Source organism: Actinoplanes sp. HUAS TT8, from assembly GCF_051380535.1.
Taxonomy (GTDB): Bacteria; Actinomycetota; Actinomycetes; order Mycobacteriales; family Micromonosporaceae; genus Actinoplanes.
The window spans coordinates 10397143-10416569 of record NZ_CP195646.1 but is presented as its reverse complement, the minus strand read 5'-3'; the positions used below and the strand labels follow the sequence as shown (position 1 = coordinate 10416569).

9 protein-coding genes are annotated in these 19427 nt (G+C 71.2%); 3 read left to right on the top strand and 6 right to left on the bottom strand.

Going from position 1 to position 19427, the window contains the following annotated elements:
- Nucleotides 1-132 precede the first annotated feature (132 nt).
- Nucleotides 133-2514, bottom strand: a complete 2382-nt coding sequence (locus tag ACSHV8_RS46535) for a putative bifunctional diguanylate cyclase/phosphodiesterase (protein ID WP_436526910.1) — start codon at nucleotides 2512-2514, stop codon at nucleotides 133-135.
- Between the two features lie 77 nt (nucleotides 2515-2591).
- Here ACSHV8_RS46535 and ilvD point away from each other — a divergent pair, with 77 nt between their 5' ends.
- Complete coding sequence (ilvD, locus tag ACSHV8_RS46530; protein WP_436526909.1) at nucleotides 2592-4439, top strand: dihydroxy-acid dehydratase; 1848 nt, start codon at nucleotides 2592-2594, stop codon at nucleotides 4437-4439.
- 124 nt (nucleotides 4440-4563) lie between these two features.
- Here the strand turns inward: ilvD and ACSHV8_RS46525 are convergent, their stop codons facing one another.
- From ACSHV8_RS46525 to ACSHV8_RS46510, 4 genes are all read right to left on the bottom strand, one after another.
- Entirely contained in the window at nucleotides 4564-5163 is a 600-nt protein-coding gene (locus tag ACSHV8_RS46525) for a hypothetical protein (RefSeq protein ID WP_436526908.1), read from the bottom strand.
- Between the two features lie 75 nt (nucleotides 5164-5238).
- Nucleotides 5239-10005 (bottom strand): peroxidase family protein, encoded by a 4767-nt coding sequence (locus ACSHV8_RS46520; protein ID WP_436526907.1) that lies wholly within the window; start codon nucleotides 10003-10005, stop codon nucleotides 5239-5241.
- A 159-nt stretch (nucleotides 10006-10164) separates the two neighbouring features.
- Nucleotides 10165-10932 (bottom strand): hypothetical protein, encoded by a 768-nt coding sequence (locus tag ACSHV8_RS46515; RefSeq protein WP_436526906.1) that lies wholly within the window; start codon nucleotides 10930-10932, stop codon nucleotides 10165-10167.
- The gene (locus ACSHV8_RS46510) at nucleotides 10932-12605 is read right to left on the bottom strand and encodes a multicopper oxidase family protein (RefSeq protein ID WP_436526905.1); all 1674 of its coding nucleotides are present in this window, start codon (nucleotides 12603-12605) and stop codon (nucleotides 10932-10934) included. The genes ACSHV8_RS46515 and ACSHV8_RS46510 overlap by 1 nt, the downstream gene beginning before the upstream one ends.
- Before the next feature lie 74 nt (nucleotides 12606-12679).
- On the opposite strand from ACSHV8_RS46510, the gene ACSHV8_RS46505 reads away from it, so the two are divergent.
- Nucleotides 12680-14449, top strand: a complete 1770-nt coding sequence (locus ACSHV8_RS46505) for a BTAD domain-containing putative transcriptional regulator (RefSeq protein WP_436526904.1) — start codon at nucleotides 12680-12682, stop codon at nucleotides 14447-14449.
- Between the two features lie 199 nt (nucleotides 14450-14648).
- Here ACSHV8_RS46505 and ACSHV8_RS46500 read toward each other — a convergent pair whose 3' ends face one another.
- Nucleotides 14649-16736, bottom strand: coding sequence for a PKD domain-containing protein (locus tag ACSHV8_RS46500; RefSeq protein WP_436526903.1), 2088 nt, complete (start codon nucleotides 16734-16736; stop codon nucleotides 14649-14651).
- Nucleotides 16737-16969: 233 nt separating this feature from the next.
- Here ACSHV8_RS46500 and ACSHV8_RS46495 point away from each other — a divergent pair, with 233 nt between their 5' ends.
- The gene (locus ACSHV8_RS46495) at nucleotides 16970-19378 is read left to right on the top strand and encodes an MFS transporter (protein WP_436526902.1); all 2409 of its coding nucleotides are present in this window, start codon (nucleotides 16970-16972) and stop codon (nucleotides 19376-19378) included.
- Nucleotides 19379-19427: the final 49 nt, after the last annotated feature.

Sequence of the window (19427 nt, the reverse complement as noted above, 5' to 3'; positions counted from 1 at the left end):
GACCTTTTCGGTTTGGCGTCCGGCACTCGAGCAACAAAAAAGGTCCTCGTGCGAATGCACGGGACCTAGCGCACCCTCCTCGGTGAGGAGTGGTGCGCTCAGATAAGTACTCGGGACGCGAAGCACATGCGGCTAACCTTGCCCCATCTCACGGCCTGAGTCAACTGATCCCACATTTTGATCAACGGCCGACGCCGAAAACTCCGGATCGGTCGGCAACAACGCTCTGAGCTGCCGCATTCCGGGACCGAGGCGAACCACCTGACTGCGTGCCGGCGCGTTCGACTGCGGGCCCGTGCGCGGGGCCGGGAGCGGTCGCGGACCCGTCGGACGCAACGATTCGAGACGCGATTCGAAGTGCTCGGCCGGCACTCCCCACCCGAAGAGTGAGCCCTGACCGAGGCGGCAACCGGCCTCCTCGACCACCTCGCGCTGGGCCGGCGTGCCGATCCCCTCGGCCAGCACCTCCAGCCCGAGCCGGTGGCCCAGCCGGACGACCACGTCGACCAGCGGCGCGGCCGTGCCGGTACGCGACTCCGGCTCGGCCACCAGAGCGTGGTCGATCTTCAGGATGTCCACCGGAAGGGTCCGCAACTGGGTGAGCGACGAGTAACCGGCACCGAAGTCGTCCAGCGCGATCCGCACCCCGGTCTCACGCAGCTCGGCCAGCCGCCGGACCAGCTCCTCCATGTCGGTGGCGACCGCGTGCTCGGTCACCTCCAGCACCAGGCGCTGCGGCGGGACGCCGAGCTCGGTGAGGATGTCGGCGACCTGCGCGGCGTAGTCGGCGTTGTGCAACTCCTTGGGCGACAGGTTCACCGACATCCAGATGTCGTGCCCGGCGGCCAGCCAGTCGGCCAGCTGGCGGCACGCGTTCTCCAGCACCCAGGCGCCGATCCGGTTGATCAGGCCGGACTCCTCGGCGACCGGGATGAACTCGTCCGGGCGGACCGGGCCCAGCTCCGGATGGGTCCAGCGGAGCAGCGCCTCGGCGCCCACCGGCCGCATCGACGGCAACGCCACCACCGGCTGGAACACCAGGCGCAGCTGGTCACGGTCGATCGCGTGCCGCAGCTCGCCGGTCAGCGTGCCGCGGCGGCGCAGCAGCTCGTCATAGCCGGCCTGGTACTGCTCGACCCGGTTCTTCCCGCGCTGCTTGGCGTAGCGCAGGGCCAGGTCGGCGTCGTGCAGCAGCTCGCCGGTGGAGGCCACGCCGACACTGGCCGAGAGGAAGATCTGCCCGCCGTCCACGTCGTAGGGCTCCCCCAGCACGGCCAGCAGCCGGTGCGCGGCCAGCACGGCCTCGTCGGCGTCGCCGTGCATCAGCACCGCGAACTCGTCACCGCCGAGCCGGGCGGCCACGTCGCCGTCCAGCAGGTTGCGCCGGAGCCGGGCGCCGACCTCGGCCAGGACCGCGTCGCCGACGTCGTGCCCGCGCAGGTCGTTGACGGTCTTGAAACCGTCCATGTCGATGCCGATCAGGGCGGTCGGGCCCGCGTCGTCCTTGAGGGCCAGCTGCAGGCCGCGACGGTTGGCCAGGCCGGTCAGCGGGTCGGTGTGGGCCAGGTCGCGGAAGTGCTTCTCGCGCTGCCGCAGCTGCACCGTGTAGCGCCGGACGTCGTCCAGGGCCAGGAACTGCCGGGCGACCAGGGCGAGACCTTCCACGCTGATGCCGAAATATCCGTACGGGTCGAGCGTCCCGCCCTGGGCCAGGTGATAACCGAGAGCGGCCACGACGAAGAGCATCGGGACCACCGCGTACGCCCCGCCGCGCTCCAGCACGTCGCCGGTCACCCGGACCGGCCGGTCGGCCGCCCGCACCGCCCAGGCCACGGTGATCAGCCCGGCACTGAGCAGCAGCACCGCGGTCAGCACGAGCTCGTCACCCTGCCGGCAGATGCCGCTGGACACCCCGGCCGACGCGATCGCGGTCAGGCTCACACCCAGGCCGACCCGTACGGTGTGCCGCCGCGGCCGGTGCGCGTGCAGCGCCAGCACGCCGGTGAGGCCGAGCGCGATCACCCCGAGCACGGCCGGGATGATCACGGCGGCGCACCGGTACGGCGTCGCCTCGCCGAGAATGTGCGTCGGGTGGGCCACCAGCACCCAGCCCACGAACCACACCGACGCGGCGATGACCAGCCCGTCCAGCACGTGCCGGAGCGCGGCGGCGGGCCCGCGGGCGGCGCCGGGCATCGCGACCGTACCGGCCAGCAGGGTGAGCGTGCCGAAGCCCATGCCGATCGCCATCAGCGTGGCCAGGGTCTTGCTGCCGGACGACATGTGCTGGTGGTGCTCGGTGAGCACGGCGGTGGCCAGGCCGGCCAGCGCGGCCGCGGTGACCAGCGCCCCACCGACGGCCAGCAGCACATGTGCCCGGCGGGCGACGCCGGTGTGGCGGCGACCCGAGCGCCCGAGCAGCGCGACCGCCGGGACCGCGGCGAGCAGGCCGGCCAGGCCCGCCAGCTCCATACCGGACGGTGAGTGCACGCACACACTCTGCCTGATCTTCATCTATCGCGAAAGAGTTCGCGTCCCGCGCTGTGGACGTCACTGGCGATCGACGCCCTGGCCGGTGGCACTATGGGGAAATGCCTGAGCTGCGCTCCCGGACCTCGACCCACGGTCGAACGATGGCCGGCGCCCGCGCCCTGTGGCGGGCCACCGGTATGACCGACAACGACTTCGGCAAGCCGATCGTCGCCATCGCCAACAGCTACACCCAGTTCGTACCGGGGCATGTGCACCTCAAGGACCTCGGCGGCCTGGTCGCCGACTCGATCTTCGAGGCCGGTGGGATCGGCCGCGAGTTCAACACCATCGCGGTCGACGACGGCATCGCGATGGGCCACGGCGGCATGCTCTACTCGCTGCCCAGCCGTGAGCTGATCGCCGACGCGGTGGAGTACATGGTGAACGCGCACTGCGCCGACGCCCTGGTCTGCATCTCGAACTGCGACAAGATCACCCCCGGCATGCTGATCGCCGCGCTGCGGCTCAACATCCCGACCGTCTTCGTCTCCGGCGGCCCGATGGAGGCCGGCAAGACGGTCGCCATCGAGGGCATCGTCCACGAGAAGCTGGACCTGGTCGACGCGATGAGCGCCGCCGCCAACGACAACGTCACCGACGCCCAGCTCGACACCATCGAGCGCTCGGCCTGCCCGACCTGCGGCTCGTGCTCCGGCATGTTCACCGCCAACTCGATGAACTGCCTTACCGAGGCGATCGGCCTGTCCCTGCCCGGCAACGGGTCGACGCTGGCCACGCACGCCTCCCGCAAGGCGCTCTTCGAGGAGGCCGGCCGGCTGATCGTCGAGATCGCCAAGGACTACTACGAGAAGGACGACGAGTCGGTCCTGCCGCGCTCGATCGCCAACCTGAGCGCGTTCGAGAACGCGGTCGCCCTGGACGTCGCCATGGGCGGCTCCACCAACACGGTGCTGCACCTGCTGGCTGCCGCCCGCGAGGCCGGGCTGGACTTCAGCGTCTCCGACATCGACGCCATCTCGCGCCGGGTGCCGTGCCTGAGCAAGGTCGCGCCGAACAGCCCGAAGTACCACATGGAGGACGTGCACCGGGCCGGCGGCATCCCCGCCCTGCTCGGCGAGCTGAACCGGGGCGGCGCCCTCAAGACCGACGTCCGCGCCGTGCACTCCCCCGATCTGTCCTCCTGGCTCGACAAGTGGGACATCCGTGGCGGGTCGCCGTCGGCCGAGGCGCTGGAGCTGTTCCACGCGGCGCCCGGCGGGGTGCGCACCACCCAGGCGTTCTCCACGCAGAACCGTTGGGCCAAGCTCGACACCGACGCCGAGAGCGGCTGCATCCGGTCGGTCGAGCACGCGTACACGGTCGATGGCGGCCTGGCCATCCTCTTCGGCAACCTGGCGCCGGACGGGTGCGTCGTCAAGACCGCCGGCGTCGACGAGTCGATCTGGAAGTTCACCGGCCCGGCCCGCGTCTACGAGTCGCAGGACGACGCGGTCACCGGCATCCTCGGCAAAGAGGTCGTCGAGGGCGACGTCGTGATCATCCGCTACGAGGGTCCGAAGGGCGGGCCCGGCATGCAGGAGATGCTCTACCCGACCTCGTTCCTGAAAGGCCGTGGCCTGGGCAAGGCGTGCGCGCTGATCACCGACGGCCGGTTCTCCGGCGGCACCAGCGGCCTGTCGATCGGCCACGTCTCCCCCGAAGCGGCCGGCGGCGGCCTCATCGCCCTCGTCCAGACCGGCGACGAGATCACCATCGACATCCCGGGCCGCAGCATCACGCTCAACGTGCACGACGACGTGCTGGCCCAGCGCCGGCACGAGGAGGAGCGCCGGCCGAAGCCGTACACGCCGGTCGACCGGCAGCGTCCGGTCTCGGCGGCGCTGCGCGCCTACGCCTCGATGGCCACCAGCGCCAGCGACGGGGCGTACCGCCTCGTCCCGGAGTAAACCCTCCGGAAAAACCTGCGGGCAGCGCGGCCGGGGCTTCGGTCCCGGCCGCTTCCCGTTTCAAAAACCGATTGAGACGTACGGGGTCAGCCCCGTCTTGCGTTTTCCCGCCGCGCCTCCGCGGTCAGCGGTGTCCGCCGTAGGACTTGGTCAGCGCCTCCGCGACCTTCACGGCGTCGGCCTCGGCCACATCGTCCGGGTACACCGGCAGCAGATCGTCCCAGACCGGCAGCCACGAACCGTAGAACTGCCCCTGCCCCTCCGGCCGCCCGAAGAACCAGACGTGCAGATGCGCCGCCCCGTCCCCGAACCGGTAGACGTGAGCCCGCGCCACATACGGCAACGCCTGCATGTGCCCGGCGATGTGCTTGGTGAGCACCCCCAGCTCGGCGGCCCGCGCATCCGGCAGATCAGCCAGGTCGTAGTGCTCCCGCGGGTGAAGCATCAGCACGATCGGCACCCCGCTCCCGGAGATCCGGGTCAGCCGCCAGTGCTCGTCGAACCAGATCCCCTTGTCCCGGTTCCGGCATCCGTCACAGTCGGCCGGATCCTCCCCGTGCCGCGCCTTCTCCGGCATCACCGGCGGCCGCAGCGGAGTGACCCGCAGCCCCTCCTGCTCGAACGGACTGATGTCCCACATCGTCATCCGCGCCAGCGGCAGCCGCTGCTCGTCATCGGTAGCGGCGAGCGCGCGCTCATAGAACTCGTCAGGTCGCAGTGCCATCCCCGCAGGCTAATACCCATCGATCTCCACGACCGCCCCACGCCCACCCCCGGCGCCGGGGGTGGGCGTGGGTGGTCAGCGGACGGGGGCGGTGGTGGAGCGGGCTGGGCCGGGGCCGGCTGTGTTGGTGGCCTGGAGGGTGAAGCGGTAGCGGGTGTTGGTGGGGACACCCGTGGGGGCGGTGAAGGTCGTTGATCGGGTGGAGGGTGGGAGGAGGATCACCACGGGGGTGCCGGTCGGGGTTCCTTTGCTGGTCAGGCGTTGGATCGTGAGGCGGTACCGCGTGATCGGGGCGCCGCCGGTCGAGGACGGGGGTGTCCAGTGGAGGGTTGTCGTTCGGGGGCCGCCGGGGTGGCCGGGGGTCGCGGTCAGGGTGCGGGGCGCGGTTGGGGTTGTGCGTGGGGTTACCGGCTTGCTCGGGGTGGACCACGGGCCGGCGCCGAGCTGGTTCACGGCTCGGACCTGGAAGCGGTAGGCGGTTCCGTTGGTCAGTCGGGTGATCGTCTGGGTCGAGGCGGTGGCCGGGGCGGTTCGCAGGGCGCCGACCTGGTGGTTCCCGGGGTTCAGGACGCGGATCTCGTAGCGCAGGATCGGGGAGCCGCCGTTGCTGGCAGGTGCGGTCCAGCGGGCTACGGCCTGGGAGTTGCCCGCGGTGGGGGTGCCGATCCGGGCCGCGCCGGGGACCGTCCGGGTGGGCGGTGACGTCGGAGGAGTCGTCGGGTTGCCGGGCGTCGCGGAAACGGTCGGGGACGGTGACGTGGTCGGGGACGGTGACGTGGTCGGCGAGCCGCCCGATCCCGAGCCCGGCGAGCCCGTTCCGGGGGAGGTGACCGGGCCTGAGCTGGGGGTTCCGGCTGCGGCGGACGGGGTGACGCGGTTGGAGGGGGTGGAGAACTCGCTGGCGCCGGCGGCGTTCATGGCGCGGACCCAGAACGAGTACGACTGGCCGTTGGTGAGGCCGGTCATGGTGAGCTCGGTGGCCTCGGGGCCGGTGGCGTCTACTCCGACGACGATGCCGGTCTCGTCGTCGAGGGCCTGTACTTCGTACCCATAAATCGGTGTTCCTCCATTGTTGCCCGGAGCTGTCCAACGGACCAGGGCGCTCTCGTCCCCGGCCGTGGCCGACCCGATCACCGGGGCGTCCGGCGCCACCGGTACAACCGGCCGCGTCGGCGTCGTCACCGGAGGAGCAGCCGTCGTGGCGACCGGAGTCGGCGTGGGAGTCGGGGTCGGCGTGGGGGTGGGGGTGGGAGTGGCCGTGTCAGTCGGCGTGGCGGTGGCGGTCGGCGTCGGTGTGACCTCGGGGGTCGACACGTCGATCACCTGGTCGTCGAACTTCAGCCGTTCGACGTTGCGCACGGTGTCCACGCCGTCCGGCCCGGAGACCCGCACTCCCCCACCGATCACGGTGATCGTGTACGCCGCCCGGCTCCCGGCGAACACCGCGGTGTCCACGTCCGGCGTCGGCGACGCGGCAATCTCCCGTACCGAATAGATGTCCTTGGGGTTGATCTTGCCGGCCAGGACGTCGGGTTCGAGTTCGGCCGCGGTCGAGGCCGACCGGATCTCGTTGCCGTTCGCGTCGCGGACGCTGAGCCGCACGGTCAGGTAGCGATCCCCGTCGATGATGTCGTCGCCGCCGCGCCCTTGCAGGGTGTCGTTCCCGGGCCCGCCGAGCAGCACGTTCCCGGCTCCCCAGACGTTCCCGTGCAGGTCGCAGGCCCGCCCGGTGTGGTTGGCGACCGCCGAGACCGGGGTGGTCAGCGACGTCACGACCTGGTCGAGGCCTCGGATCCGGGCGATGCCGGCCGCGTCGAGTGCGTCGCAGCCGAGGATGCCGTCGGTGGCCGGCACGAGGTCATCGCCCTGCAGTACGTCGTTGCCGGCACCGCCGGAGAGCGCCTCCACCTCCCGGAAGCGGTCGCGGGTGTCGGGAGTCACCTCCTCGACGGGCGCCAGGGACAGATCAGAATCGGACGTCGCGATGGACCAGTCGTAGCCGGAGCCCCCGTTGTACCGGTCGACCCCCGGTCCGGAGACCCCGATGTCGTCGCCGCCCTCCATGTCGTAGTCGTCGTCCCCGCCCTGCCCGACGAGGATGTCGTGGCCGGGCCGGTTGGCGTCGTCGAGGAAGAACGGGTTGCCGCTGTCGCCCTGGAGCAGGTCGTTCCCGTCGCCGCCTTCTTCCCAGTCGTCGCCCGAGTCGCCCCACACGGTGTCCGCACCGCCGCCGGCGATGACGACGTCGTCGCCCTCCCCGGCGAACGTCTCGTTGGCTCCGGCGCCGCCGTCGGTGAAGTCGTCGCCGTCTCCGCCGAGTACCACGTCGGCCCCGGGTCCGGCGTCGACGGCGTCGTTGCCGGGACCGCCGCGCATCACGTCGGCCCCGCCGGAATCGGTCAGGACGTCGTCGCCCTCGCCGCCGGTTACCGTGTCGTTCCCGGTGCCGCCGTCGAGGATGTCGTCGCCTTCGGCGCCCCAGACGCTGTCGTCGTCGCGGCCGGCGATGATCCGGTCGCGGTCCTCGCCGCCGAGCCAGACCGCCTGAGCGGCGGCCTGTCCGCGCTGTTTGAGGGTGCCGTCGGGCATGCGCAGCAGCATCGCCGACTCGTCGCACCCGGATTGCGGGTCGTCCAGGACGCGGGTGCCGGACCAGGTGATGCGGGTCAGGTCGTAGGTGCAGTCGCTGGTCGCGAACGCGTCCGCGCCGAGTCCCTGCGCGCTGCTGTTCCGCATGATCAGCTCGGCGAAGCTGTTGCCTTCGAGCTGGCTGCGCAGGTTCATTCCGGGGGTCCGGGCCAGGTAGTAGAAGCGGTCGCCGTTCTGCAGCATGGTCAGCTGCTTGGTGAACACGTAGTCGAACGTGCTGCCGAGCAGCCCCCCGAACGGTTCGCCCTCCTCGGCCAGCCCGCCGATCCACAGGTCGACGTCGTCGAGCCCGGACGAGGCGGCCGGCGCGTAGAGGAAGTCGGGCGAGTCCATCAGCGCCTGGGCGGCCGCCCGTTTCGCGGTGACGCCGGACGCCGACGTGATCGACGGGTCGGTGCCGTACGCGGCGATGAAGTTGACCAGGGAATCCGGGTGTTTCAGGTGTTCACCGAAGTCGACCCAGTTCACGTACGGCGTGAGCCGCACCCCGCGGCGGAACGCGTTGAGCGGCGGCACGCTCTCCGATCGTCCCCGGGCGATGTTGATGGCGGCCAGGTCGCTGGGCAGCCCGAGCAGTTTGTTGCGCAGGGTCTCGGTCACGAATTCGTCGATCTCGTTGCCGACCTGCTGCGACATCCCGGTCACGACTTCGCCGGCGGCCTGTTCCGGGCTGAGCGTGCCGTTGTCGGTGAACGCGTCCGGGTTGAGGAATCCGTCGAGCAGCGGCACCGAGTCGTCGCTGCCGTCGGCCGCGGTCCGCGCGATCGTCTCGGTCAGCATCGAGTGCCCGAAGCGGTAGACGGCGTGCGCGAACTCGGCGTAGACGGCCGGGTTGATCTCGTCCTGGTAGGACTCGAACGGGGCGATGGCCGGCTGGATCTTGCGGGCGAACTCCTCGAAGACGATGTGCTGGTACTCCATCTCGTCGATGAACTTGGCCGCCTGGAAAATCCGCGAACCGGTCCATTCCGCCGAGGAGGGGGAGTCTCCGATGATCCGCTCGATGTCGCCGACCAGGCGGTTGTGCTCGGAGTGGAAGATCTGATGGATCGCGGTCAGTCCGATGTTCTCGTTGACCCGGCCGTCCCCGGCCACGTAGTGGCGGCCCAGCAGGGCGGCGTCGTAACCGGGCTGCGCCGGGTCGGCCGCGTGGGCGATGTCGGACAGGAACGGCGTGCCGACGCGCAGCACGGTCGACGGGACGGCGACCGGGGCGGCGGTGTCGCCCTCGACCAGGCCGGCGTTGGTCACGTACTGCGGGAGGCCGCGGGCCGGGCCGGGGACGAAGTTCCCGTACGCGTCGGCCAGCACCTGCGGCACGTTGGCCACGTCGGCGTCGGTCAGTTTCAGCCCGAGCGTCGAGGCCGCCTGGCGCTTCACGTCGTCCCAGGTCGGGAGGCCGCCCGCGGCCCCGGCGAGCAGCCGGCCGGTGTCGCGCGCCCGGTCGTCGTACTCGCGCAGGAACACCTGGTGGGCGGCGTGTGACGTGTAGGTCTGGGAGTTGTCCGCGTACGGCGTGACGGTGTTCCCGGCCGAGGCCCGGCTCAGCACCATGAACCGCAGCGACGGCGGCAGTTTCTCGCTGATCACCAGCGGGTCGTCGGCCGCGAGCGGGATGATCACCGCGCCGCCGCCCTTGGCCGTCTGGTCGATGCCGTGGTCGAAGAACTGCCCGAAGAGCGTGAACCAGGAGTTGTAGGGCGCGGAGAGTCCGGCGTCGGGTGTCACGTTGGGGATGCCGGCCGCCGGGTCGCCGCCGCGCGCCGCCGCGACCGCGGCCGGGTTGTTCACGCTCTGGTCGGCGATCAGGTTGCTGATCAGCCGCGGCTCGGCGTCGGTGGCGTTGCGCCCGGCGTACCCGGTTCGGGTCTGCGCCGGGACGAGCCGCGGAAACGCCTGGTCGGCCGCGCCGAAGGTGGCCTGCCCGGCGCCCAGGTGGTTGCAGCTGCCGTCGACGGTCCGCAGGCCGAGCGGCTGGGTCGGGCCGATGGCCAGGGCGCCGCACGGGCCGGTGGCGCTCGTGGTGTTCGCGACGTGCGCCTCGGCGATCTTGATCTGCGCGAGGATGTGGGCCAGGTCGGCCGCGGTCACGGTGAACCCCTGGCCGATCGGTGCGGCCTGGGCGGCCGGAGCGATCAGGATCACCGAGACCAGCACGGCGGCCACGGCGGCGACGGAACGGAGCTTCGGCACGGACGCCCTCCAAGGACGATGCCCGATCAGTACGGGAATTTCGGTACATGCTGGGATCAGTCGCTGAGGTCCGGCTCTAGCCGGACTGAAGCGGGCCACCCCGCTTCGCGAGATGGCCCGTTTCACGATCAAAATCCCGATTCGGTACGGACAAAGCCCTCAGTGCCCGTGGTGCTCCGCACCCTCGTCCAGGTCCGGGAAGCCGCCGGACAGGTCCACGCCCGGCCCCGGCTCGACCGCCTCGACGGTCACCCGCTCGGGCGTCGTTCCGGCCGAGCGGGCCATCGCCGCCCGTACCGTCGCGATCTGCCCGTCGCTGAGCAGTGCCCCGAAGTACCGGACGGTCAGCCCGGCCGGTTGCACGGTGGTGACGTAGTGGTTGAGCGAGTCGCTGAGGATCCCCTCGGCGTCCTCGGCCGCGGCCGCCGCGGCCGGCGTGACCCCGTCGGTGACCACGGCGAACGTGAGGTCGTGCACCAGCACGGTCTGGGCCACGTAGAACGCGACGTCGCCGGGCTCGTGATCGCGCATGAACGCCTCGGCCCGCTGCACGCTCACGCCCTCGGGCAGCACCAGGGTCAGCTCGGGCACCATGTACTTCAGCAGGTCGGCACTGAACACCGCGAACGTCGCGTCGGTCAGTTCGCCCAGGCCGGCCGCCTTGGCCGCGGCCCGCAGTTCGGCGGCGACGTGCGCCCGGTCGGCGTCCTTGGCCGGGTGCACGGCGATCGCCGCCCGCTTGCGCACCAGCGCCCCGTCGAAGGTGGTGGTGGCCGGCTCGTCCCCGGCGTCGTCGCTGACCGTGGCCGCCTGCGCCGGCGTCCCGGCCGGGGGCGCGGCGAACCAGCCACCCGACCAGGCCGCCACCGCGAAGGCGACCAGTACCAGGGCCAGGCTGAGGGCCGGCCCCCGGAACTTCGCCGGCATCAGGTGCCCAGCGGGTAGCTCGGCGCGTACGTCACCGGCATCTCGGACTCGGTCTCGGCCCTGGCCGGGTCCATGCTGATCGGGTTGTTGTTCTCCAGGTCGCCGACCGCGAACTGGATCATCATGTCGCTGTCCTCGTGGACCAGGTTGTGGCAGTGCGTCATGTACCGGCCGCCGACGTTGCCGTCCCCGGTGGTGAACTGCATGAGCGCGGTGACCGTCTCGTTCTCGCCCAGGTAGAAGACGTCCTTGCCGCCGCCCTCCCACGGGTGCGCCTTGCCGTCCGAGGTCGTGTTGCGCGCGATGATCTGGGCGTCGATCAGGTGGATGTGGAACGAGTGGTACCAGCCACCGGACTCGTTCACCAGCTCCCAGATCTCCACGTCGTACGGCTTCGGGTTGCCGAACACCCGCTTGAACCCCGACTCCTCGACGTCGGCCCAGGTCTCCCCGTTGACGGTCCACTCGCCGTGTTTGCGTTCGACGCGCAGGCGGCGGCGGGCGGTGGCCATCTCCGGCTTGAGCTTGTTGACCTCGACGGCGCCCCGGTTGGCGTACGGCTGCGGTCCGAGATCCAAGGTCGTCGGGATCTGGTACGTGTCGGCGGGGCCCGAGTCGGCGACCACCTCGAACTGCATGACCTTGCCGGTGTTGGCGAAGTCGACGTTGTTCTTGTTGCTCAGGTTCTGCAGCTCGATCTTCGTGCCGACCTTGTACTTCCGGAAGTCGATCAGCACCTCGTAGCGCTCGGCGCCGCCCTGCCGCCACGACTTGACCGCGTTCACCTTGGGCGTCATGCCGGCGTCGTTGCCGACGATGTAGAACGGCTCGCCGGTGCTCAGCGCGAACCGCCACGAACGGGAGATCGTGGCCGCGAGCACCCGGAATCGGTAGACCCGCGGCTTGACCTTCATCTTCGGCCACGGCACACCGTTGACCATGACGATGTCGCCCATGAAGCCGGCGTTGCCGTCCGGCTCGAAGGCGACCGAGCCGTCCGCGTTGAACGCGACGTCACTGATCACCAGCGGAACGTCATATTCATCCTGCGGCAACTGCGCCGTTTCGTACGGGTCTTTCAGGTGATACTGGGCGGCCAGACCCGAGTAGACGTTCTGCGCGGTGTCCCCATGGTTGTGATCGTGGTACCAAAGGGTCCGACCCTGCTGCCAGTTCGGGTACTTGTACGTCTTCACCTGACCAGGTTTTGTCTGATCGTTGGCATAACCGTCGTACTGCGGCAGGGAGGCGGAACCGTGCAGGTGGGTGACCGTGCTGAACGGACGCCCGTTGAGCGTGTTCACATCCGAGAGGGCGTTGCAGATCCGGACCTCGGTGCGGGTCCCCTGCTTCACCCGGATGGTCGGCCCCGGGAAGATCCCGTTGTAGCCGGCGATCGTCGTGGTCAGGCCGGGCAGGATGCTGGCCTTCCCGAGCTTCTGGGTGAGCCGGTACTTCTGGTACGGGCCCATGTCGTCCACGCCCTCCTCGCTCGGCATGAGCACCGGCGGTCGGCGGAACATGTTCGTGTACGGCGTCGGCGTGTTCTTGGACGAGAGCTTGCTGGACGCCGCGACAACCTCGCCGCCTGCCGTCATCACGATCAATCCACCGCCACCGAGGGCGAGCGTGCCCTTGAGCAGGTCGCGCCGACTCAGACTCCCGCGTGCCATCGGATACCTCTTCTTCCCAGGGTTTGCACAGGGAGCCGAAACCTAGAGAGACGTGCTGAGGTGTTCCGTTGGCGATGCTGAGGTCTGCTGTTTCTCAACTCGGGCCGGGTTCGGGCGATCACCAGAACGTGGGACTGCGGGTCAGCGTGCTGGGACAACTCACCGTCGTCGACGGTGCGGGCGGCCTGCTGCCCGCCGGTGAGCTGCCCCGCCGCGCCCGCCAGGTGCTGGCCGTCCTGGCCGCCCGGCACGACCGGATCCAGTCCAAGGACGCACTGGCCGACGCCGTGTGGGGCGAGGACCTGCCGGGCAACCACGCGGGGGCGCTGGAGCACTACGTCTCGGTGATCCGCCGCCGGTTGCAGCCGACCGGCGGGCCGGCCAACTGGTTCATCGTCACCCGGTCCGGCGGGTACCTCTTCGACACGTCGCGGGCCGCGCTCGACCTGGCTGACCTACGGGTTCTCGTACGTCAGCTGAATGCGTCGGGGCCGGACGAGCTCCGGGTCCACGAGGAGATCCTCGAACTGGCCCGGCACCTGCCGTTCCCCGAGGACCCGTACGCCGACTGGGCCGAGCCGGTCCGCTCCGAGGTCGCCGTCGCCGCCGTGAACGCCCTGCTCAGGCTGGCCGCGTCGGCCCTGGCCGAGGATGCGCCGCGGTCGTTCCGGCTGGCCACCGAGGCGATCGAGCTCAACCCGTTCCTGGAGTCCGGCTACCACGCCGCGATGACCGCCGCGGTGGCGATGGGCCGCCCGGACGACGCCCTGCGCATCTTCGAGCGCTGCCGCCAGGTCCTCGACAGCGAGCTGGGCGTGGCGCCGTCGGCCGAACTCGCCATGATCAAGCAGTCGGTGCTGGCCGGCCGCTCGGCCGTCGCGGAGAGCGCACCGGCGCCGGCCCCGGCCGCCGTCGTACCGGCCGTGAACCGGGGCGGCGAACGGTTCCTGGGCCGGCTCACCGAGATCCGGCTGATGGTCGAGCCGGGCACCCCGCCGGTGGTTCACATCGTCGGGCCGAACGGCTCCGGCAAGTCCGCGTTCCTGGCCGAACTGGGCCGGCACACGCCCGGCCGGATCGGCATCGGCGACGCCGGGCCGGCCGTCGGCGTGCTCCGCCTGGCCTGGCTGCGCAGCGTCCTGACCGGCCTGGACGCCGCCCCCGAGGCGATCGAGGCGGTCGACCGGGCCCGCCCCGACCAGCCGCTGGGCCAGGCCGAACTGGAGCTGATCGCGGCCACCTTCGACCGGCCCGAGCAGGTGTTCCTGGCCGTCGACGACGCCCGCGACCTGGACGCGGCCAGCGTCGCCGAACTCGCCTGGCTCAGCGGGCACTGCCCGGGCCTGCGGATCGTGCTGACCTACGACTACCCGTCCCAGCTGTCCGGACGGCCACTGGCCGGCCTGGGCACCCCCGTCGTGATGCGGCTCAGCCCGCTCACCGAACAGGAACTGGAACCGCTGGGCGAGCCCGGCCTGCGCAAACTGACCGGCGGCATCCCGGCCCTGGTCGCGGTGGCCCGGCGGCCGGCCCCGGTGGCGAGCGCGGTGGCCATGCAGGTCGCCCGGCAGCGCACCGAGTGGATGCCGCCGCTGGCCTGGGAGCTGCTGCGGGTCTGCGCGGTCCTGGGCGACCTGGGTGCGGCCGAACTGGCCACGCTCACCGGGCAGCCGGTGCTCGACGTGCTGGGCTGCGTGGACGCGCTGGTGCACGCGCACCTGCTGCGCGAGTGCCGGGACGGCAAGGTCGGCCACGCGAGCGTCCTGGTCCGCGACGCCGTAGCCGGCCAGGTCTCCTCGGCCACCGTCCTCTACCTCCGCAAACAGCTGGCCGCGGCCTCCTGACCGGCCCGCCCTCCCGAGACCCGCACAACAGTCGGCGGCGGCCCCCTGAGGGAGACCGCCGCCGCAACCGCAAGCACTCAGCTGGCGCTGAGGGTTGTGTCCGGACCCCCGAAACAGCCCTCAGCACCAGCTGAAGGCTGTCGGCTGGCGCTGAGGGCTGTGTCCGGGCTGCCGGAACGACCCTCAGCGCCAGCCGGAGTCAGTTGGTGACCGTGACCGGGACGGCGAGCGCGCGGCCGCCGGTCGTGGTGACCACGCTGATCGTGCGGACGGTGCCCGGCGCCGGGCCGGTGACCCGGATGCTGTAGGCGCCCGAGGCGTCCACCGCCGCCGTGCCGATGACCCGGCCGCCGAGCGTGTCACCCAGGACCGCGGTGATCCGCTGCCCGGCGATCAGGCTGCTCGTGCCCGTGATCCGCCATTCGTTGTTGCCGGTCCGGTAGCGAACCGTCACGCCGCCCGGGAACGTCTCGGCGGTCGGCCGGATGGTGACCCGGTCGGTGGCCGTCCCGTTCGGGTTGGTCACGGTCAGCTCGAACACCACCGGGTCGTTGTCGTAGACGAAGGACGCGTTGGGCCCGGGCGAGGCCGGCAGGGCCTGGGCCGGGAACGTGAACGTCGGCTTGGCCGCGGTGGCCCCGGCCAGGGTCACGGCCGGTCCGGAGACCTGCTTCCAGCTGTACGACTCGACGCCGGCCGACCCCGCGCTGTCCAGCGTGACCGTCTTGCCGCGCAGGACCGTCTGGTCCGGCCCGGCCTCGGCGATCGGCTTCGACGCGGGAACCGCGGTGACGGTCACCGTGGCCGGCTTGCTCGTCCCGCCGGGACCGGTCAGGACCAGCGAGAACGTGTAACTGCCGGGCACCGGCGGCACGAACGAGGCCGATGCCGTGGTCCCACCGGTCAGGATCGCCGCCGGGCCCGCGGTCTGGGTCCAGGCGTACGAGTCGATCTCGCCGGTGGATCCGGTGCCGTCCAGTTTCACGGTCTGGCCGACGACCGCCGTCGCGTCCGCGGTGGCCCCGGCGATCGGGGCCTCCGGGCCGAACACCGCACCCGAGCCGAGCAGCGACGCGGTCGCCGAACCGCCCGAGGTGGAGGTGACGGTGATCGCCGCGGGCGGCACCTCGACGTGCGTGAACGGCTGGCCGGTGATCGGGCCGTAGCCGGCGACGCTCAGCACGCCCGGGTGCGCGTCCTGGTCGCTGCTGGTGGCGGCGACCGTCAGCGTGCGCGCGTCGGCGTCGTACGTGGCCTTGGTGACCTGCACGACGTCGACCAGGGCCCGGGTCTTCTTGGCGACCGGCCGGTCCGAGGCGTTGACGATGTCGACGCTCGCGCCGGCCGGCAGCGGGCCGCTGATCGGGAATCGGCCGTAGTAGTGGCCGTTGGCGCCGCGCAGCCGGGTGCCGCGGATGCCCAGGGCCGGGTTCGCGGCGATCTCGATGGCCTGGCCCGGCTCACTGGTCGCGTAGACCTCGATCGCGCCGGTGCCGTCCGGGCCGGTGGTGTAGGTGGCCTGGTCGACGTCGACGCCGGCGTTGGTGGCGTACCGCCCCTGGACGCTGAACGTATCGGTGAACCCGACCTGGGAGATGACCGCGCCGGTCTGCGGGTTCAGCTCCTCGATTCGGATGAAGTTGGTGCCGTACGGGCTGCCGACGACCTTGTGGTCGACGCCCGGGTCACCGACGTAACCGGCCGGCGCGGACGGTGTGACCGCCGGGTCCCACTTCAGGAACGGGCCGACCCGGCCGTTGAGCACGCCACCGAACGCGCCCGGGATGGTGCCGACGTCCTCGGTCATCCGGACGCCCTTGTCGTCGGCGGTGAGGTCGTCGATGCCGTACGGATGGGTGATTCTGAATCGCCGCCCGGCGGCGGCCGCGAAGCGGATGCGGACGCGACCGAAGACCATCTGGTCGCCGGGGATCACCGCGTCGTTGGCCCAGGCGCCCTCGACGTTCAGGCCGATCACGGCCTTGGTGCCGTCGGTGAGCGTCAGGGTGGCGTCGGCCAGCTGGTAGAAGAACTCGCCCGGGAAGTTGTCCGGGTACGAGACGGGCAGGTCCGGGTTGGGGACCTCGTCGGGCAGAACCGCGCAGAGCGGGTCGTCCATGGTGAAGCAGGGTTCCAGCCGGGCCCCCGTGCTGTCCCGGTACCAGGCCGGGAACCCGGCTTCGGCGATCGGGCCGACCTGGGTGAGCCGGCCGTCCCGGGCGGTCGGCGGGGTGACGACGGTGGCGTTCGCGCTCGCGGCGAGCGAGGTGACAACCGTCAGTGTCACCCCCGCCGCTACCGACCATCGGACCAGATGGTTTTTCATCGGACTCCTCGTTGTCATCGAGATCCGACACGATCGCGGCGCCCTCGTAGGCCCGGCTCACGGAAACCTGAGTAAAAGCTGAGTCCTCTCTGGCAAATCCCTTGGGGTACGGAATTCGTACTTCCCAGGTAACTTTTCCGCCCCGCTCCTCGGTATCGATGCAGAGAACCGTTGTCGCGAGGAGTCAACTGAACATGAGTGCCACCGGCGAGCCGCTGAGCCACCGTCAGATACTTCAAGTGCTCTCCGGGCTGATGCTGGGCATGTTCCTGGCGGCGCTCGACCAGACCATCGTCGCGTCGGCCATCCGGACCATCGGCGACGACCTGCACGGGCTGAGCATGCAGGCCTGGGTCACCACGGCCTACCTGATCACGGCCACGATCAGCACCCCGTTGTACGGCAAGCTCTCCGACATCTACGGCCGCAAGCGCTTCTTCGTCGCCGCCATCACGATCTTCGTGCTCGGCTCGGCCGCCTGCTCCTTCGCCCAGTCGATGTACCAGCTGGCGGCGTTCCGGGCGGTCCAGGGGCTGGGCGCGGGCGGCCTGTTCTCGCTGGCCCTGGCCATCATCGGGGACCTGGTGCCGCCCCGGGAACGGTCCCGCTACCAGGCCTACTTCCTGGCCGTGTTCGGCGCGTCGAGCGTGCTCGGCCCGGTCATCGGCGGCTTCTTCGCGGGCGCCGACGAGATCCTCGGGCTGGCCGGCTGGCGCTGGGTGTTCCTGGTCAACGTGCCGGTCGGGGTGGCCGCGCTGGCCGTGGTGGCCAAGGTCCTCAAGCTCAGGCACACCCGCCGCGACCACCGGATCGACTGGTGGGGCGCGGTCACCCTGTGCCTGTTCCTGGTGCCGCTGCTGATCGCCGCCGAGCAGGGCCGGGAGTGGGGCTGGGGCGCCCCGCGGACCCTGGCCTGTTACGTGATCGGCGGGGCCGGCCTGGTGCTGTTCCTGATCGTCGAGGCCGTGATGGGCGCCGAGGCGCTGATCCCGCTGCGGTTCTTCCGGAACCCGACGTTCGGTGTCACGTCGCTGGCCGGGTTCGTGGTCGGCATGGGGATGTTCGGCGGGCTGGCGCTGCTGCCGCTCTACCTGCAGATCGTGCACGGGGCCTCACCGACCCGCTCCGGGCTGCAGCTGCTGCCGCTGACCGCCGGGATCATGCTGGGCTCGCTGGTCTCCGGGCGGGCGATCAGCGCGACCGGGCGCTACAAGATCTGGCCGGTGCTCGGGGCGGCGCTGATGATCGGCGGGATGGGGCTGATGCACGGGCTGGCGGTGGACACCCCGTACTGGCGTACCGGGATCTTCATGGGTCTTTTCGGTCTCGGTCTGGGTTTCGTGCTGCAGCCGGTGACCCTGGCCGTGCAGAACGCGATGCCGCCGCAGGACATGGGCGTGGCCACCGCGTCGGCCACGTTCTTCCGTCAGATGGGGGCGACGGCCGGCACCGCGGTCTTCCTGACCCTGCTCTTCACCTGGGTCGGTGACCGGATCGGATCAGCATTCCGGGTCGCCGCGACGAGCCCGGAGTTCCAGCGGGCGATGAACGACCCGGCGGTCGCCGCCGACCCGGACAACCGCGGGCTGCTGGACATGCTGCACGGGTCCGCGGCCGGCTCGATCAACGACACCTCGTTCCTCGCCCACGCCGACCCGGTGCTGGCCCGCCCGTTCCAGGCCGGGTTCGCCGACGCCATCGGGGACATCTGCCTGCTCGCCGGCGGGGTGCTGGCCGTCGCGCTGGTGCTGTTCCTGTTCCTGCCGCAGGTCCCGCTGCGCGGCTCGGCACCGGCCGCCGCCCCGGTGTCGCCGGCCCCGGCCGGGTCGACCACGCTCAGCGGGCAGGTGACCGGAGCTGATCAGCGTCCGCTGGCCGGGGCGCGGCTCACCCTGGCCGACTTCGGCGGGGCGCAGGCGGCGCGGGCGGTGGCCGGGGCCGACGGGTCGTACCGGCTGGCGACCGACGCGCCCGGGGCGTACCTGCTGATCTGCTCGGCCGACCGGCACCAGCCGGCCGCGGTCCAGCTGACCCTGACCGGGGCCGAGCGGCGCGACCTGACCCTGGCCGCCGCCGGACGGATCGAGGGCGCCGCGGTCGACCAGCACGAACAGCCGGTGCCGTCGGCGACGGTCACGGTGACCGACGGCGAGGGGACGGTGGTGGGCAGCGCGGTGACCGGGCCGGACGGCGGGTACGTGCTGGCCGGCCTCTACCCGGCCGAGTACACGGTGACCGCCTCGGCGCCCGGGGCTCGGCCGGCCGCTCGTACCGTCGTCCTCGATGCCGGTGGGGTGTCCCGGGCCGACCTGGTCCTGGCCGGCAACGGCACCCTCAGCGGGCAGGTCCGGGCGGCCGCGTCCGGGCGGCCCGTGCCCGAGGCGTCGGTGACCGCGGTCGACGAGTCCGGCGCGGTGGTGGCCACCACCTGGACCGGTGCCGACGGCCGGTATGCCTTCCCGGACCTGACGCCCGGCGTCTACACGGTCACCGCGACCGGCTACCCGCCGGTGGCCGGGCGGGTCGAGCTGGCCGGCGATCGCACCACGCACGACATTCTGCTCGGCCGGCCACGAGAGGGATCACGGTTGATCTCCCGCTGACTTAACCGGTCAAGTACACTCTGGATGCCGGTTCGGTTACGCCGGACCC

What these genes read in the sequence shown, in the direction of transcription:
- ACSHV8_RS46535 (WP_436526910.1), bottom strand. Translation starts at nt 2,514, where the DNA reads ATGAAGATCAGGCAGAGTGTGTGCGTGCACTCACCGTCCGGTATGGAG.
- ilvD (WP_436526909.1), top strand. Translation starts at nt 2,592, where the DNA reads ATGCCTGAGCTGCGCTCCCGGACCTCGACCCACGGTCGAACGATGGCC.
- ACSHV8_RS46525 (WP_436526908.1), bottom strand. Translation starts at nt 5,163, where the DNA reads ATGGCACTGCGACCTGACGAGTTCTATGAGCGCGCGCTCGCCGCTACC.
- ACSHV8_RS46515 (WP_436526906.1), bottom strand. Translation starts at nt 10,932, where the DNA reads ATGCCGGCGAAGTTCCGGGGGCCGGCCCTCAGCCTGGCCCTGGTACTG.
- ACSHV8_RS46510 (WP_436526905.1), bottom strand. Translation starts at nt 12,605, where the DNA reads ATGGCACGCGGGAGTCTGAGTCGGCGCGACCTGCTCAAGGGCACGCTC.
- ACSHV8_RS46505 (WP_436526904.1), top strand. Translation starts at nt 12,680, where the DNA reads ATGCTGAGGTCTGCTGTTTCTCAACTCGGGCCGGGTTCGGGCGATCAC.
- ACSHV8_RS46495 (WP_436526902.1), top strand. Translation starts at nt 16,970, where the DNA reads ATGAGTGCCACCGGCGAGCCGCTGAGCCACCGTCAGATACTTCAAGTG.